A 16,204-nucleotide genomic window follows, 5' to 3' on the forward strand; every position below is an offset into this window, starting at 1 on the left:
CGTCCGGGAGAACACCACTGGCAGGAGTTGCCGATGCGCACACTGATCCGCGATGTCACGGTCTTCGACGGCGAGCGCACCACCGCGCACGTCACCGTGGAGCTGGTGAACGGCCTGATCACCTCCGTACGACCCGAGCCCGAGCCACGGGACGCGGCCGGCCCGACGGTTGGCACGCCGGGCAACGCGCCGGCGGGTGCGCCGGCTGACGCGCCGGGCGAGCACAGGATCGACGAGGAGGTCGACGGCCGGGGAAGGACCCTGCTGCCGGGGCTGATCGACGCGCACACCCACGTCTTCGACGGCAGCCTGAGCCAGGCGCTGCGGTACGGGGTCACCACCGAACTCGACATGTTCTGCCTGCCCCACGTGCTGCCCGACCAGCGCCGGTTGGCCGCCGAGCGGGACGACGTGGCCGACCTGCGCAGCGCGGGCACGCTGGCGACGGTCCCCGGCGGCCACCCGACGCAACTGCTGCCGGACTTGCCCGGGGCGCCCGAAGGGCCGGTGGTCATCGACGTCATCGACGACCCGGCCCGGGCACCGGAGTTCGTACGGGCCCGGCAGGCCGAGGGGGCCGACTATCTCAAGATCGTCATCGATGACGGCTCCGTACACGGCACCGACCTGCCGACCATGACGCCGGAGCTGGCCGCCGCGCTCACCTCGGCGGCGCACGCCGTCGGGCTGCGGGTCATCGCGCACGCCATCACCGCGGCCGAGGTGGCGACGGCCCTCGACGCCGGCGTGGACGGCCTCGCCCACGTGTGGACCGACCTCGCGCCGGGCGACCCGGCCTCGCGGCGGCTGGCCGAACGGGTGCGCTCGGCGGGGGTCTTCACCGTCACCACGCTCGCCTACTTCGAGGCGATCACCGAACGGGAGACCAGGGCCCCGGCCTGCGCCCACCCCGGCGGCTCCCGCAACGCCGCGGGCGCCGTGCGCGCCCTGCGCGAGGCCGGGGCGCCCCTGCTGGCCGGGACCGACGCCACCCCGTACACCCCGGGCCACGGCAGCGGCATGCACCGTGAGCTGCGCCTGCTCCACCGGGCCGGCCTGAGCCCCCGCACCGCGCTGGCCGCCGCGACCAGCCTGCCCGCGCGCCACTTCGCCCTGACCGACCGTGGCCGGATCGCCCCCGGCCTCCGTGCCGACCTGCTGCTCGTGGAGGGCGACCCGACGCGGGACGTCTCCGCGATCGCCGCCCTCACCGACGTGTGGCGACGCGGCGTACGCCACCGCCACCCCGCGCGCTGAGCCACCCGCGAACCACCGCCGGTGCGCCAGGCGTCATCATCGGGGGCGACCCGTCCGCGCGTCGTGCCGCGACGAGCGGGCGGGGGCGGGCGGGCGGGGAAAAGAGTGCGGCGGGCGCGGGGGGAGACGGCGTTGGATTCGGTGTCCGTGGTGTCGGCGGTCGTCGCCGTGGTCGGGGCGGGCCTGACCGGCCTGCTCGGCTACTGGCAGCAGCGCCGGCTGAACGCGCGAACGGAACGCAACTACATGGAGCGGTACGGCTCGTCCCTCGCGCTCGCCGCCTACGACCTACAGAGCCGGATCTACAACATCCTGCGCGGCCACGTCGTCGACCACACCCCCTCCCTCGGCTACTCCGGCTACCTGACGGCCTTCCTGACCCACGGCACGCCGACGGAGGCCGAGTACGCGCGGCGCAGCACCGTGTTCGTGCTCGCGGAGTACCTGGGGTGGGCGGAGATCCTGCGCCGGGACATCCAGTTCCTCAACCTGGGCGGCAGCCGCACCAACCGGCGGATCATGCGGCAGTTGGGGGAGATCAGCACGCTCGTCGGCAGGATCTCCGAGACCAGCAACGAGCTGCGGGTCTTCCGCGCCCACCAGCGCGCGATCGGCGAGTTGATGGTCCACCCGGACAGCGTTCCCGGGCAGCGCTGGTGCCTGGGGTACGCGGAGTTCTCTCGCCGTCTGGACCAGGACGAGGTCTTCCGCGCGTGGTTCACGCACCTGCTGGAGGACGTGGACCGGCTCGCCGTCGACCCCACCCCGGCCCTGGCCCGGCTTGAGGCGCTCCAGAACGCCCTGGTCCAACTGGTGGACCTGCTGGACCCGACCGCCGTGCAACTCCCCCACAACCGCCGGCGCTTCCGCCTCGCGACGTACACGGCCGGCCCGCTCCCAGGCCCTTGACCCGGCGACGGCCCAAGCCCGACCCGCCCGAGGCCAGGCCGCGGGCGGGTCAGGTGGCAGCGGGGGCGGTCGGGCCCCGTCAGGCCGTGGGGAGCCCGGCCGCGATGGCCTCGATGTCGGCCGGGCTGCCGGTCATGATCGTGTGCACGTGCTCCGTGACCGTCTCCAACGGCCAGTTCCACCAGGCCGCCCGCAGCAGCCGCTCGACGTCCTCGTCCGCGTACCGCTGTTTGACGGTACGGGCCGGGTTGCCCCCGACGATCGTGTACGGCGGCACGTCGGAGACGACCACGGAACCGGTGGCGACGATCGCGCCGTCGCCGATGGTCACGCCCGGCATCACCGTCACGCCCCGCCCGAACCACACGTCGTTGCCGACCACGGTGTCACCCCGGCTCTCGATCTCCGCGAACACGTGGGCCGTGCGCTCCGCCCACGTCCCGCCGAAGATGGTGAACGGGAACGTGGACACGCCGTGCGTGGCGTGGTTGGCGCCCGCCATGACGAACCTGGTGTCGGTGGCAAGCGCGCAGTACCTGCCGATGACCAGCCGCTCGGGCCCGTACGCGTACAGCACGTTGCGTTCCTGGAAGGACTCCGCGTGATCGGGGTCGTCGTAGTACGTGAACTCCCCGATCTCGATGCGCGGGTCGGTGACCAGCGGCTTCAGCAGCACCACCCGCTCGTGTTCGGGCAGCGGGTGCAGCATGGTGGGATCGGGGATCTCGATCCCCGCCGGCTGCCGCTCGGCCTGTCGCGGGTTCTGGTCGGGCATGGACACGTCCTTCGGGCGGGGGGGTGGCGGGCTGTCGGCGCGTGGCCGCGCCTCATCCTGCCTCAGCCCGCCCTCCGGTTCGACGGAATATCCGCCGCGTCGGGGCAGGTCACGTCGTGCGCCGGCCGCCGTCCCGCGACCAGGAAGTCGGTCACCAGGCGGTCGCCGCAGGCGTTGCCGTCGACCGCCATGTACGCGCCGTGCCCCGTCGCGTCCACCGACACCATGCGCGCCCGGTCGCCGAAGGCGCTCCGCAGTCGCAGCGCGCCGGAGTGCGGCGTCGACACGTCGCGCAGGTTCTGTACGAGCAGCACGTTGGCCGGGCCACGGTCGGTGATCCGTGTCGCGGGCTCGCGCGGCGCGTACGGCCAGAACGCGCACGGCATGACGCTGGCCGGCATGCCGGCCGTGAGCGGGTGCCGGGCCCGGTCGCGGGCCACGTTCCGCTCGTAGGTGGGCAGCGAGCGCGGCCAGGAGACGTCGTTGCAGATGGTGGCGACGGCCACCGCGATGTTGTTGCGCAGGAACGCGTCGGACGGCTGCGCCCCCGGCGCGGGCAGCGCGCCGCCGGTGCGCACCGCGTTGACCACCTGGGCCAGGAAGGCGAACCGCGCCGGGTTGCCCAGGCTGTCCAGCATCACCTGGCGCAGGTGGTTGCCGGTGAGCCGGTCGGGGTTGGCGCCCGGCCACGGCAGCGGGTCGCGGTCCAACTCGGCGGCCAGCCGCAGGAACAGCGGGCGCACCTGTTCGGGCCGGTCGGCCACGACGGGCCCGTTGGCGGGGTCGGTCGCCCAGGCCGCGAAGGCGGGGAACGAGTCCTCGACGCCGACCGCGTAGTTCGCCTGCCACTGCCGCGCCACCCGCCGCGGGTTCGGGTCGTCGTTGCTGTCGAGCACCCAGCGGTCGGTGCGGTCGGGGAACATCCGCGCGTACACGGACCCGGCGTACGTGCCGTACGAGTGGCCCCACGCGGAGAGCTTGTCCTCGCCCAGCGCCCGCCGGATGCGGTCGATGTCCCGGGCCTCGTTGCGGGTGCTGATGTGGCGGGCCAGTTCGCCGCCGTCGCGGGCGCAGGTCTCGGCGATGGTACGAGCCCGGGTCACCGGCCCGGTGAGCCCACCGTCCGCGTCGGGCCAGGCGCGCAGGTTGACCGTGGCGAGCTGTTCGTGCGGGAGGTCGCAGGTCACCGGGGTGCTGCTGCCCACGCCCCGCGGGTCGAACCCGATCAGGTCGTACGCGCCGCGCACGCCGCTCGGCAGCCGCTGCCCCTTGCTGGACGGCCCGTTCAGGCCGGAGTTGCCGGGGCCGCCGGGGATCAGGAGCAGGGCGCCGCGCCGGTCCCCCGGCTGCTCGCTGCGGATGCGGGAGACGGCGATGTCGATCTGCCGGCCGTTCGGGCGGGCGTAGTCGAGCGGCACCCTGACGGTGGCGCACTCCTGTCGCGGGTCCGCGCCCTCGATCGCGCACCGCTGCCAGTCCAACGCCTCGCCACCCCGCGCGCCGGGCGCACCGGACGCGCCGGGTGCCCCCGTCGGGCGCGCCGCCTCGGCCGGGTTCGCCGCGCCGAGCAGGGACGCGGCGAGCACGAGCCCCAACGCCGGCACGGCGCACCGGGCGACCCGTCCCCGGGGCACGGCCCGGCGCGCGGGCCGGTAGGGCGACGCGGGGGCGGCGGCCCGGGGCATGGAAGTGATCGCGCTCGCGGGCCTGGAGCCGGACCCGGTCTTGGTTACGGGCTCCGACCCGGGCCCGGCCTGGGTCTCGGGGCCGCCCGGGCCGCGCTCCGTACGTGCGCCGGGCCCGCCGTCGCCGCGCGGGTTCCGGCCGTTCTCGTTCTGTGGGTACGCCATGCCGCCGACACTCTCCCGGAACCAGGCCCCGGACCAGTGGTGCCAGAACGAAAGAACATGGGGCGGTTATCCCCCTTGCGCATCGGCACAGTTGCCCACTGGATGGGCGTTCTCGCGCGGTGACGATCACGGCTCGCCCAAAGGGAGAGCGGCCTCAACCTCCGTACGGAGAGGGGACTTTGCGATCTCCGACGGTGACGCACGGGGCGGCGCGTCGGGGCGGCGTGGTGACCGTCGGGCGCGCCCGGGGCGGCGTATGCGCGCCAGCGCGCGCTGAACCGTCGACGTGCCAATTCTGCTTTTCGCACGCTCCGTTGGGGGTCCGAACGCGCCACGCGGCCACGGCCTGGCGGGCAACCTTTTGGGCAGGCGGCTCGTCACTTACCCGAAAGCACGACCGCACAACGCGCGCGTGATCAACATCTACATGGGGGTAAGCAAATGCGACGGTGGGGCACTGCACTGGCCGCGATCGTGCTGGCGAGCGCCGGTCTGGCGGCGACCGTCACTACGGCCAACGCTGCCACGCCACCGGCCACGACGGCCGACACCGACCGCGACCCGATCTGGGGCAGCGGCACGGACGCGCCGTGCGACCCGATCTGGGGCAGCGGCGACAAGACCGCCGAGCCGACCAACTACCGCCCGCTGGAGAACATCAGGGCCGGTCAGCACGCCTGCTTCGACCGCCTGGTCTTCGACGTGCGCGGCACCGACGACCAGCCGATCGGCTACCGCGTCGGCTACGTCGACGAGCTGCGCCAGGACGGCTCCGGCGACCTGATCAAGGTCGGCGGCGGCGCCATACTGGAGGTGCGCGCCGCGGCACCGAGCTACGACCCGCAGACCGGCGGCGCCACCTACCAGGGCCGGGCCGGCCAGCCGCTGCCCGGCGTGAACCTGACCGGGTTCAAGACCTTCAAGGACGCCCGCTTCGGCAGCAGCTTCGAGGGCGACACCCAGATCGGCCTCGGCGTCCGCGCCAGGCTCCCGTTCCGGGTGACGCAGACCGCCAACCACCTGATCGTGGACGTCGCCCACTCCTGGACCGCCACGCGCTGACGCCGGGAGACCAGGACACCCCGGTCGCGGCACCACGACCGGCGGGCAGGCACCACGGCTGGCCTCGTCACGGTTGGCCTCGTCGCGGCTGGCCTCGTCGCGGCTGATCCCGCTGGCCCCGGCCCCCCATCGGGCCGGGGCCAGTCCACGCCCGGCCGCTGGCAGGCGCCGGGTGGCCCGCCCAGGGCCGGGCCGCCCGGCGGCCCGGCCTTCGCACCCAGCAGAAGGTCACAGCACATGAACCACCCCCTGAGGAACACCCGCACCACGCCCCCCATACCCCTCGCGCCCGACGCGCCCCGCGCGTCCCGCTCCCGCCCGCTCCCCCGGCGCGCCGTTCTCGGTGGCGTCGCCGCGGCGGGCCTCGCCGCCGCCCTGCCGCTCCCGCTGGCGGCCCCGGCGTCGGCCGCGCCCCGGAGCGGCGCGTTCCGCTTCGACCTGCCGGCCCCGACCGGGCCGCACCCGGTCGGCACCACCCACCTGCACCTCGTCGACCACACCCGCACCGAGCGCTGGACCGAGGAGCCGAACCGCCCCCGGGAGCTGATGGTCAGCGTCTGGTACCCGGCGCGCGCCGGCGCGGACGCCCCGCGGGCCCCGTACGTCACGCCCGGCCTGGCCGCCGTCCTCGACGCGTACGGCGAAACCCAACTCGGCCTGCCGGCATCCGCCCTGAACTGGGCGGACATCGGCACCCACGCGACCGCCGGTCCGCCCGTCGCGCCGAGCGCGCGCCCGCGCCCGGTGGTCCTCTACACGCCCGGCTTCCAGTCGTCCCGCGACACCGACACCGTCGTCGTCGCGGAGTTGGCCAGCCACGGCTTCGTCGTGGTCAGCGTGGACCACACGTACGAGGCGATGGCCGTCGAGTTCCCCGACGGCCGCCTGCACACCATCTCCCCGCTCCTGACGGAGCTGCCGGACGCCGAGATGGTGCGCGTCGCCATCGCCACCCGGACGGCCGACCTGCGGTTCGTCGTGGACCAGGTGACGGGGTTGGCCCGCGGGCGCAACCCGGACGCCGCCGGCCGGCCGCTGCCGCGCGGCCTGGCCCGCGCCGTCGACCCGCACCGGATCGGCGGCTACGGGCACTCCATCGGCCCCTCCGGTCTCTTCGACGCGATGCTGGCCGACCGTCGCATCCGCGCGGGCGCCCTCCAGGACGGCCCGCTCGTCCAGGGCGGGGGCCGGCCCACCGCCGCCGCGCAGGCCGGCCTGCGACAGCCGTTCCTGCTCATGTGCGGCATGTTCGGCGAGAGCGGCGGCGAGCCCTTCCACCACCGCAGCCCGCTCGCCGTCGGGCTCGCCGCGCTGTGGGAGAACTCGCCCGGTTGGAAGCGCGACCTGTGGTCGAAGGGGGCCGGCCACCTGTCGTACACCGACTTCATGCACCTACTGCCCGTCCTCGACCGGGAGTTCGGCGTGCGCGACGAGGCGATGGGGCTGATCGGCTCGCTCGACCCGGCCGGCTTCGTCGCCACCCGCCGCGCCTACCTGACGGCGTTCTTCACCCAACACCTGCTGCGCCGCCCGCAGCCGCTGCTCGACGCGCCGTCGCCGCGCTACCCGTACGTGGAGTTCATCGACTAGCGACGCACCCGCGCGGGACGGGGCGGGCCGGGAGAGCGGCCCGCCCTGCTCGCCCTCGCTAACTCACCGCGTCCGCCCCCTCACCCTGGCCGTCCGCCGCCTTGCGCGCCAGCAGGTACGCCTGCGGGGTGCGCTCGGTCGGCTCGGCCTCGCGCACCAACGTGGCCCGCACGTCGAGCCCGGCGTCGGCCAGCAGCGCCGTCATGCGGTCCGGCTGTCAGCGGTGGAAGTCCAGCGCGATCTACCGGTCGAACGCCTCCGACAGGTGCAGCGGCTCGTCGCCCACCTGGAAGGCGAGCAGCGCGTGGCCGCCCGGCGCCAGTACCCGGTGGAACTCGGCCAGCACCGTGGGCACCAGCTCGGGCGGCGTGTGGATGACCGAGTACCAGGCCACCAGCCCGGCCAGCGCGCCGTCCGCCAGGTCGAGTTCGGCCATCTGCCCCTCGACGAACCGCAGCCCCGGGTAGGTGCGCCGGGCCAACGCGACCATCTCGGGGGACAGGTCGACGCCGAACACGTCGAGCCCGAGCCCGTGCAGATGGGCCGCCACCCGGCCCGGCCCGGTCCCCACCTCCGCCACGAGACCGCCCCCGCCGGCCCGCACCACGTGCGCGAACGCCGCCAACATCGCCGCGTCGAAGGGCTTGTTCGCCAGGTCGTCGCGGGCGAACTCCGCTTAGGGAACGGCTATCGCGTCGTCACCGGCCCGGGTGGTCTGGAGGTACGAAGGTTCGGTCATGGCCGGGACCCTAACCCCCACCTCTGACATCCCCCGCACACCCCCGCCCACCAGCCACCCTCCCCGCCGGCCCACACCCCACCGGCCCACATCCCGCCGGGCCAGCGAACGCCGGGCGACCGGCCCGCCGGACACCCGCCCGGCCCGGGCCCGCGCCCCTTCCGTCACGAGCCCCGCCCCGGCCCGGGCCTGCACCCCCTCCGTCACGAGCCCCGCCCGGGCCTCCGCTCAACCCGAGACCGGGCCCGCACCCCTTCAACCCCCTCCCCCGCCCGGCCACCGGCCCGGGCCGGGCGCCCGCTCAGCCCGGGACCGGACTTCGCCCCTGGCCCGCGCCCCCGCCGCCCTCGCCCGCCGCCGCGCGCAGCGCCCGCACCTCCTTCGCCGGGTCCAGGCCCACCCGGGAACGGTCCGGGCGGTGCGGGGCGACCCCGCCGATGTCCTGGAGCCAGCGCCAGGTGTCGGCCACCGTCTGCTCCACGGGCCGGCAGCGCAGCCCCGCCGCCACCGCCCGGGACACGTCCGTACGGTGCAGCGCGTCGTACAGCTCGCCCGCCGCCGCCCACACCGGCAGCTCCGTCCACGGCTCGATGCCCGCGGCCAGCACCGCCCCCGCGTCCAGCCAGCGCAGCGTCGCGCCACCGCCGGTCACCCGCGCGCACGCCGTGAGCAGCTCGCCCATGGTGGCGTGCCCCGCCGGGCTGATCACGTTGTACGGGCCGCCGAGCCCGGCCGCGCCCGCGTCCAGGCACCAGGCGGCCAGGTCCCGCACGTCCACGTACTGCAGGGCCAACTCCCGCGGGCCCGGCGCCAACACGGTCCCGCCCCGCGCCATCCGCCCCAGCCACCACGGCAGCCGCCCGATGTTCTCGTACGGGCCGAGGATCAGCCCGGCCCGCACCAGCAGCGCCCGCTCGCCGAACGCGTCGAGCACGGCCAGCTCACCGCCCCGCTTGGCCCGCGCGTAGTCCACGGCGTCGCCGTCGTCCGGCGAGCCGTCCACCACCGGCCAGCTCTCGTCGTGCCCGGCCACCGACGGGTACCGGTACACCGAGCCGCTGGAGACGTAGACGTACCGCCCCACCCGGCCGGCCAGCACCCGAGCCGTGTCCCGCACCGCGGCCGGCGCCTTGGACCAGGTGTCCACCACCAGGTCCCAGGCGCGCCCAGCCGCCGCCCCCTCGGTCAGGGCCGCGAGCCCGCCCTCGGCCGTCCGGTCGCCGAGCAGCGTCTCGGCCCCGGGCGGCGCCGCGTGGCGCCCCCGGTGGAAGACCGTGACCTCCCAACCCCGCGCCAGCGCCGCCTCCGTCACGGCGCGCCCCACGAACTCCGTCCCACCCAGCATCAGCAGTCTCATGCGTCCGACCCTGCCCCCGACGACGCCGGCGCGAAAGCCCCGCACGCCCACAGCGCAATCGCCCACAGCGCAACGGCCGCGCGACAACCCGTCCCCGAGACGCCACCACCGCCCCCGCCCCGGCCGCCGCCCACACGACGAAGGCCCCGCCCCCTCGGACGTGCCGAGGGGGCGGGGCCCAGCGCGAGCCGGTCCGGGGCGGTGTCAGGACGTCGCCCCCGGTCGGGCCGTCAGCGTCCGCCGCGCAGCCAGCCGGCGACCTCCGAGGCCCAGTAGGTGAGGATCATGTCCGCGCCGGCCCGCCGCACGGACGTCAGCGTCTCCATGATCGCCCGGTCCCGCTCGATCCACCCGTTGGCGGCGGCGGCCTCGACCATCGCGTACTCACCGGAGATCTGGTACGCCGCGACCGGCACCTGCGAGGCGTCCGCGATCTGGCGCAGGATGTCCAGGTACGGCAGCGCCGGCTTGACCATCACCATGTCCGCGCCCTCGGCGACGTCGAGGGACAGCTCGCGCAGCGCCTCGCGGGCGTTGGCCGGGTCCTGCTGGTAGGTCTTGCGGTCCCCCTGGAGCGAGGAGCCGACCGCCTCCCGGAACGGCCCGTAGAAGGCCGAGGAGTACTTGGCGGTGTACGCCAGGATCGACACGTCCTGGTGGCCAGCGCCGTCCAGCGCCTCGCGGATCACCCGGACCTGGCCGTCCATCATGCCGCTGGGCCCGACCGTGTGCGCGCCCGCGTCCGCCTGGGCGCGGGCCATCTGCGCGTACCGCTCCAGGGTCGCGTCGTTGTCCACCCGGCCCTCGGCGTCCAGGACGCCGCAGTGGCCGTGGTCGGTGTGCTCGTCCAGGCACAGGTCCGACATGATCACCAGGTCGTCGCCGACCTCGGCCCGCACGTCCCGCAGCGCGACCTGCAGGATGCCGTCCGGGTCGGTGCCGGGCGTGCCGACGGCGTCCTTCTTCGCGTCCTCCGGCACGCCGAACAGCATGATCCCGCCGACCCCGGCGGCCACCGCCTCGGCGGCGGCCTTGCGCAGCGTGTCCCGGGTGTGCTGCACGACGCCCGGCATCGACGCGATCGGCACCGGCTCGCTGACGCCCTCGCGGACGAACGCCGGCAGGATCAGCTCGGCCGGGTCCAGCCGGGTCTCGGCCACCATGCGGCGCATGGCGGGGGTCGTACGCAACCGGCGGGGCCTGACCCCGGGGAAGCTGCCGTGGTCCATCAAGAGCGTGCCCTCCTACGCGATCCGGGCCGTCGCTCGCTCGGGCGCGTGACCGGGTCCCCGGCCTCGATGGCGGCGGCCCGCCGCGCCGCCCCGAACTCGGCGAGCGCCTCGGCCAGCTTGTGCACCGAGGGCTCGGGCGACAGCACGTCCACCCGCAGCCCGTGCTCCTCCGCGGTCTTCGCGGTGGCCGGGCCGATGCAGGCGATGACGGTGACATTGTGCGGCTTGCCCGCGATGCCGACGAGGTTCCGCACGGTCGACGACGAGGTGAACAGCACCGCGTCGAAGCCGCCGCCCTTGATGGCCTCGCGGGTCTCGGCCGGCGGCGGCGACGCGCGCACCGTCCGGTACGCGGTGACGTCGTCCACCTCCCAGCCCAGCTCGATCAGTCCGGCCACCAGCGTCTCGGTGGCGATGTCGGCCCGCGGCAGGAAGACGCGGTCGATCGGGTCGAAGACCGGGTCGTACGGCGGCCAGTCCTCCAGGAGCCCGGCCGCCGACTGCTCGCCGCTGGGCACCAGGTCCGGCTTGACGCCGAACTCGACCAGCGACCTCGCGGTCTGCTCGCCGACCGCGGCGACCTTGATGCCGGCGAAGGCGCGCGCGTCGAGCCCGTACTCCTCGAACTTCTCGCGCACCGCCTTGACCGCGTTGACCGATGTGAACGCGATCCACTCGTAGCGCCCGGTGACCAGGCCCTTGACGGCGCGCTCCATCTGCTGCGGGGTGCGCGGCGGCTCCACGGCGATGGTCGGCACCTCGCTGGGCACCGCCCCGTAGGAGCGCAGTTGGTCGGAGAGCGAGGCGGCCTGTTCCTTGGTGCGCGGCACGAGCACGTTCCAGCCGAACAGCGGCTTGGACTCGAACCACGACAGTCGGTCGCGCCGCTCGGCCGCGCCGCGCTCGCCGACCACGGCTATCACGGGCTGCCCGCCGTCGGCCGACGGCAGCACCTTGCCCGACTTGAAGACCTGCGCGATCGTGCCGAGCGTCGCCGTCCAGGTGCGCTGCCGCGTGGTGGTGCCCGCGACGGTCACCGCGAGCGGCGTGTCCGGCTTGCGGCCCGCGGCCACCAGCTCGCCGGCGGCGGCGGCGACCGTCTCCAGCGTGGCGGTGACCACGACGGTGCCGTCGCTGGCGCCGACCTCGCCCCAGCAGCGCTCGTCGGCGTGCCGGGCGTCGACGAACCGCACGTCCGTGCCCTGCGCGTCGCGCAGCGGCACCCCGGCGTACGCGGGCACGCCGACCGCCGCCGCGACGCCGGGCACCACCTCGAAGGCGATGGACTCGGCGGCGCAGGCCAGCATCTCGTCGGCGGCGTCGCCGTCGAGCCCCGGGTCGCCGGCGACCGCACGGACGACCCGCTTGCCGCCGCGCGCGGCCACCATGACAAGATTGGCGGTATCCCTAAGCACCGGGACTCCGGCGGTCACTGACGCGCCGTCAGCCTCGGTCTGCCGTAGTGCGCTCTGCGCGTCGGCCGCGACATTCGGCCGTACATGCGGACGCACCACGTCGAGCACCTGCGCGTCGGCGATCAGCACATCGGCTGTAGCCAGTGCCTCCACGGCGCGCAGCGTCAGCAGGCCCGGATCGCCTGGCCCGGCACCGAGGAAGGTGACGTGCCCGCAGCCGGGGTGGTTCGGGGCGGTGGGGTTCAAAGTGCTCGCTCCCCCATAAGACCGGCCGCACCCTTCGCGAGCATGTCAGCGGCAAGTTCGCGCCCCAGTGTCGCGGGGGTCACGGCGTCGTCCGTCGCGCTGCGAGAGGAAGAGGTGGGTACGGGACCAGTGGTGGACATCTGCACCAGCGCGGAGCCGTCGGTCGTGCCGACGACGCCCCGTAGGCGCATTTCGGTCATAGCCTGCCCGTCGCCCAACAAGTCGGCCAGCGCCCCCACAGGTGCGCTACAGCCGGCCTCCAGGGCGGCGAGCAGAGATCGCTCGGCGGTCACGGCGGCCCGCGTCAGCGGATCGTCGAGTTCGGCGAGTTGGGCGACGAGCGCGGTGCCGTGCACGGGGTGCGAGGCGGCACACTCGATCGCCAGCGCCCCCTGGCCGGGGGCGGGCAGAATCGTGTCGGCGTCGATGATCTCGGTCGCCTCCCCGATCCGTCCGACGCGGTTCAGGCCAGCCGCGGCCAACACCACGGCGTCCAGCTCACCGGAGCGGACGAAGCCGATCCGGGTGTCGATGTTGCCGCGGATCGGGACCGTCTCCACGGCCAGTCCGTGCGCCCGGGCCCACGCGTTGAGCTGGGCCATCCGGCGCGGCGAGCCGGTGCCGACGCGCGCGACGCGACCGGCCGCGGCGCAGTCGGCGGCCAGCGCCTCGAACCCGAGGCCGTCGCGCGCCACCAGGGCGTCACGCGGGTCCTCGCGCGGCGGCACGGCGGCCAGCACCAGGCCGGGAGCGTCGGCGGTCGGCAGGTCCTTGAGGGAGTGCACGGCGAAGTCGATCGCGCCGCCGAGCAGCGCGTCGCGCAGCGCGGAGACGAACACGCCGGTGCCACCGATCTGCGCCAGGTGCTCACGCGAGGTGTCGCCGTACGTGGTGATCTCCACCAGCTCGACCGGGCGGCCGGTGACCCGCTCCACGGCCGCGGCGACCTGGCCCGACTGCGCCATGGCCAGCGCGCTGCGCCGGGTGCCGAGTCGCAGCGGGGCGCCGGAACCGACGCCACCGCTGCCGTCGGCGGCCGAACCCGGTGGGCCCGCCGCGCGATCGGGGGTGGGGAGTGTGCTGTCGGTCATGCCCGTCCTCGCTTCGGGTGGTTCCCATCGGCCCGGCTGACGGCCGCGACCGCCTCCGGGTCGAGGTCGAAGAGCTCGCGCAGGGCGTCGGCGTAACCGGCCCCGCCCGGCGTGGCCGCGAGCTGCTTGACCCGCACCGTCGGCGCGTGCAGCAGCTTGTCGACCACACGGCGGACGGTTTGGGTGATCTCCGCGCGTTGCTTGTCGTCAAGATCGGGCAGTCGCCCGTCCAGCCTGGAGATCTCGCTGGCCACCACGGAGGCCGCCATCGTGCGCAGCGCGACCACGGTGGGCGTGATGTGCGCGGCGCGCTGGGCGGCGCCGAACGCGGTGACCTCGGCCGAGACGATCGCCCGGACCTGGTCCACGTCGGCGGCCATCGGAGCGTCCGCGGACGCCTCGGCGAGCGACTCGATGTCCACCAGGCGTACGCCGTCCAGGCGGTGCGCCGCGGCGTCGATGTCCCGTGGCATGGCCAGGTCGAGCAGGGCCAGCGGCCGGTCGGGGCGCTGGCCGACCGCCGCGCGCAGCGCCTCCGCGTCCAGCACGAGCCCGGTCGCGCCGGTGCACGAGACGACGATGTCAGCCGCGGCGAGCTCGGCCGCGACCTCGGTCATCGGCACCGCGCGGGCCACCAGGCCGGCCCGCCAGGCACCGCGTGCCGGCGCCACGACCCCGGCCTCGTCGATGTCGGCCGGCAGCGCGGAGCAGGTGCCGTCCGGCGTGGGCACGCCGGCGACGCACGCGTGGTGCGGCTGGTCCGGTACGGCCACCAGCCCGGCCACCCCGGCGGCGGGCCCGAACGCGCTGCCGTGCCCCGGCGAGGCGGCCCCGGGAAGATCGTTGCCCTGGCCATTGACCGAACCATTGGCCAGGTCCATGCCATGGCTACGGGCCTGTTCGGCCAGCGAGGTCGCGAGCCGCTCGGCCCGCTCCAGGGTGCGGTTGGCCACCGCGACCTCGGCGACCCCGGCGCGCGCCAGCGTGGTGGCGGCCAGCGAGGACATCGAGCCCGCGCCGATCACCAGGGCACGCTTGCCCGCCGCCCACCGCTCCACCGAAGCGTCCTCGGCGAGCTGTTCGAGACCGAAGGTGACCAGCGACTGCCCGGCCTTGTCGATACCGGTCTCGCTGTGCGCCCGCTTGCCCACCCGCAGCGCCTGCTGGAACAGGTCGTTGAGCAGCCGGCCCGCGGTGTGCAGCTCCTGCCCGAGCGCGAGCGCGTCCTTGATCTGGGCGAGGATCTGCCCCTCGCCGACCACCATCGAGTCGAGCCCGCAGGCCACCGTGAACAGGTGGTGCACGGCCCGGTCCTCGTAGTGCACGTACAGGTACGGCGTCAGCTCGTCCAGCGGCACGCCGGTGTGTCGCGCGAGCAGCGTGGACAGCTCGGCGACGCCCGCGTGGAACTTGTCCACGTCGGCGTACAGCTCCACCCGGTTGCAGGTGGACAGCACCGCCGCCTCGACCGCGGGCTCGGCGACGAGCGCGTCCTGCGCCAGCTTGGCGCGCTGCTCGGCCGGCAGCGCGGCGCGCTCCAGCGCGCTCACCGGGGCGCTGCGGTGGCTCAGTCCGACGACCAGCAGGCTCATGCCGGCATCACGGCGGGCACGTCCCCGTCAGGTCCCTGGTTGTCCCGCGCGTCGGCGCTGGCCACGGGCGCGGTGGCGGCCCCGGTCGCGGGGCCGGTGGCGGCCGTCGCGGGGGTGGCGGCGGCGTCGGGCAGCACGCGGCTGGCGCGCGCGGGCGCCGGCGCCGTGGCCCCGGCCTGCGCGGCGTCCTGGGCCGCCTCCTCGCCCGCCTTGCGCTGCTCGTGGAAGGCGAGGATCTGCAGTTCGATGGAGAGGTCGACCTTGCGCACGTCCACGCCGTCCGGCACGGACAGCACGGTCGGCGCGAAGTTGAGGATGGAGGTCACGCCGGCGGCGACCAGGCGCTCGCAGACCTGCTGGGCGGCCCCGGCCGGGGTGGCGATCACGCCGATGGAGACCCCGTTGTCGCTGATGATCGACTCAAGCTCGTCGGTGTGCTGCACGGCGATGCCCGCGACGGGCTTGCCCGCCATCGCCGGGTCCGCGTCGATGAGCGCGGCCACCCGGAAGCCACGCGACGCGAACCCGCCGTAGTTGGCCAGCGCGGCGCCGAGGTTACCGATGCCGACGATGACGACGGGCCAGTCCTGGGTGAGGCCGAGCTCACGGGAGATCTGGTAGACGAGGTACTCCACGTCGTAGCCGACCCCACGGGTGCCGTACGAGCCCAGGTAGCTGAAGTCCTTGCGCAGCTTCGCCGAGTTGACCCCGGCGGCGGCGGCCAACTCCTCGGAGGAGACCGTGGGAACCGAGCGCTCGGAGAGCGCGGTCAACGCGCGCAGATACAGCGGAAGCCGGGCGACGGTGGCCTCGGGGATCCCTCGGCTTCGGGTCGCCGGTCGGTGAGTTCGGCCAGTTGCCACGGTGCTCCTGCGGGTAGAGCGGGGCTGCGGACGGCCCGTCCCAGGACCGCCCCGTGAAGTGCAGGCTATGCCTTTGTGAACGCGTGCACAAAGATGGTGTCCGCTTTGTCCGAGCAAAGTGACCGGTGTCACGCGCCCTTTCGAGCCGATTCCGGAACCGCCACCCGGGCCACGCCGTTCACACCGTTCACCGCTTTCCCGAAGGGCCCGCGGGGTCGACAACGGG

At 74.8% G+C, this 16,204-nt stretch carries 12 protein-coding genes and 1 pseudogene; 4 read left to right on the forward strand and 9 right to left on the reverse strand.

Annotated features, from left to right (window positions below; translation table 11 throughout):
• Positions 1-33: 33 nt before the first annotated feature.
• Both H7H31_RS14085 and H7H31_RS14090 read left to right on the forward strand, forming a co-directional pair.
• Positions 34-1,257: an amidohydrolase family protein gene (locus tag H7H31_RS14085; protein ID WP_187061943.1), complete on the forward strand. Its 1,224-nt coding sequence runs from the start codon at positions 34-36 to the stop codon at positions 1,255-1,257.
• A 141-nt stretch (positions 1,258-1,398) separates the two neighbouring features.
• Positions 1,399-2,166, forward strand: a complete 768-nt coding sequence (locus tag H7H31_RS14090; RefSeq protein ID WP_232110299.1) for a hypothetical protein — start codon at positions 1,399-1,401, stop codon at positions 2,164-2,166.
• Positions 2,167-2,245: 79 nt separating this feature from the next.
• Here the strand turns inward: H7H31_RS14090 and H7H31_RS14095 are convergent, their stop codons facing one another.
• Together H7H31_RS14095 and H7H31_RS14100 are read right to left on the reverse strand one after the other, a co-directional pair.
• On the reverse strand, positions 2,246-2,941 hold the full coding sequence (locus H7H31_RS14095) for a CatB-related O-acetyltransferase (protein ID WP_187061945.1): 696 nt from the start codon (positions 2,939-2,941) through the stop codon (positions 2,246-2,248).
• A gap of 62 nt (positions 2,942-3,003) precedes the next feature.
• Positions 3,004-4,791, reverse strand: coding sequence for an alpha/beta hydrolase (locus H7H31_RS14100; RefSeq protein ID WP_232109830.1), 1,788 nt, complete (start codon positions 4,789-4,791; stop codon positions 3,004-3,006).
• Positions 4,792-5,232: 441 nt separating this feature from the next.
• On the opposite strand from H7H31_RS14100, the gene H7H31_RS14105 reads away from it, so the two are divergent.
• Positions 5,233-5,853 (forward strand): AMIN-like domain-containing (lipo)protein, encoded by a 621-nt coding sequence (locus H7H31_RS14105; RefSeq protein WP_187061946.1) that lies wholly within the window; start codon positions 5,233-5,235, stop codon positions 5,851-5,853.
• A gap of 237 nt (positions 5,854-6,090) precedes the next feature.
• Positions 6,091-7,443 (forward strand): alpha/beta hydrolase family protein, encoded by a 1,353-nt coding sequence (locus H7H31_RS14110; protein WP_187061947.1) that lies wholly within the window; start codon positions 6,091-6,093, stop codon positions 7,441-7,443.
• Positions 7,444-7,501: 58 nt separating this feature from the next.
• Here H7H31_RS14110 and H7H31_RS14115 read toward each other — a convergent pair.
• The 7 genes and pseudogenes from H7H31_RS14115 to H7H31_RS14145 form a co-directional block, all read right to left on the reverse strand.
• A pseudogene (locus H7H31_RS14115) lies at positions 7,502-8,071 on the reverse strand (class I SAM-dependent methyltransferase).
• A 412-nt stretch (positions 8,072-8,483) separates the two neighbouring features.
• Entirely contained in the window at positions 8,484-9,539 is a 1,056-nt protein-coding gene (locus tag H7H31_RS14120) for an NAD-dependent epimerase/dehydratase family protein (RefSeq protein ID WP_187059564.1), read from the reverse strand.
• 230 nt (positions 9,540-9,769) lie between these two features.
• Positions 9,770-10,768 carry a porphobilinogen synthase gene (hemB, locus tag H7H31_RS14125; protein WP_187061096.1) on the reverse strand — a complete coding sequence of 333 codons (999 nt, stop codon included), beginning with the start codon at positions 10,766-10,768 and terminating at the stop codon, positions 9,770-9,772.
• Positions 10,768-12,432 carry a bifunctional uroporphyrinogen-III C-methyltransferase/uroporphyrinogen-III synthase gene (locus H7H31_RS14130; protein WP_187061097.1) on the reverse strand — a complete coding sequence of 555 codons (1,665 nt, stop codon included), beginning with the start codon at positions 12,430-12,432 and terminating at the stop codon, positions 10,768-10,770. Before H7H31_RS14130 ends, hemB begins: the two co-directional genes overlap by 1 nt.
• Positions 12,429-13,523, reverse strand: a complete 1,095-nt coding sequence (gene hemC, locus H7H31_RS14135; protein ID WP_187061098.1) for a hydroxymethylbilane synthase — start codon at positions 13,521-13,523, stop codon at positions 12,429-12,431. Before hemC ends, H7H31_RS14130 begins: the two co-directional genes overlap by 4 nt.
• Complete coding sequence (gene hemA, locus H7H31_RS14140) at positions 13,520-15,115, reverse strand: glutamyl-tRNA reductase (RefSeq protein ID WP_187061099.1); 1,596 nt, start codon at positions 15,113-15,115, stop codon at positions 13,520-13,522. Before hemA ends, hemC begins: the two co-directional genes overlap by 4 nt.
• Positions 15,112-15,978, reverse strand: a complete 867-nt coding sequence (locus H7H31_RS14145; RefSeq protein WP_187061100.1) for a redox-sensing transcriptional repressor Rex — start codon at positions 15,976-15,978, stop codon at positions 15,112-15,114. The genes hemA and H7H31_RS14145 overlap by 4 nt, the downstream gene beginning before the upstream one ends.
• Positions 15,979-16,204 lie beyond the last annotated feature (226 nt).

Origin of the sequence: Streptomyces buecherae (genome assembly GCF_014295035.1) — a bacterium.
Taxonomy (GTDB): Bacteria; Actinomycetota; Actinomycetes; order Streptomycetales; family Streptomycetaceae; genus Streptomyces; species Streptomyces youssoufiensis.

Coding starts and splice junctions, on each gene's coding strand:
- H7H31_RS14085 (WP_187061943.1), top strand. CDS start 34: ATGCGCACACTGATCCGCGATGTCACGGTCTTCGACGGCGAGCGCACC.
- H7H31_RS14095 (WP_187061945.1), bottom strand. CDS start 2,941: ATGCCCGACCAGAACCCGCGACAGGCCGAGCGGCAGCCGGCGGGGATC.
- H7H31_RS14100 (WP_232109830.1), bottom strand. CDS start 4,791: ATGGCGTACCCACAGAACGAGAACGGCCGGAACCCGCGCGGCGACGGC.
- H7H31_RS14105 (WP_187061946.1), top strand. CDS start 5,233: ATGCGACGGTGGGGCACTGCACTGGCCGCGATCGTGCTGGCGAGCGCC.
- H7H31_RS14110 (WP_187061947.1), top strand. CDS start 6,091: ATGAACCACCCCCTGAGGAACACCCGCACCACGCCCCCCATACCCCTC.
- H7H31_RS14120 (WP_187059564.1), bottom strand. CDS start 9,539: ATGAGACTGCTGATGCTGGGTGGGACGGAGTTCGTGGGGCGCGCCGTG.
- hemB (WP_187061096.1), bottom strand. CDS start 10,768: ATGGACCACGGCAGCTTCCCCGGGGTCAGGCCCCGCCGGTTGCGTACG.
- hemC (WP_187061098.1), bottom strand. CDS start 13,523: ATGACCGACAGCACACTCCCCACCCCCGATCGCGCGGCGGGCCCACCG.
- hemA (WP_187061099.1), bottom strand. CDS start 15,115: ATGAGCCTGCTGGTCGTCGGACTGAGCCACCGCAGCGCCCCGGTGAGC.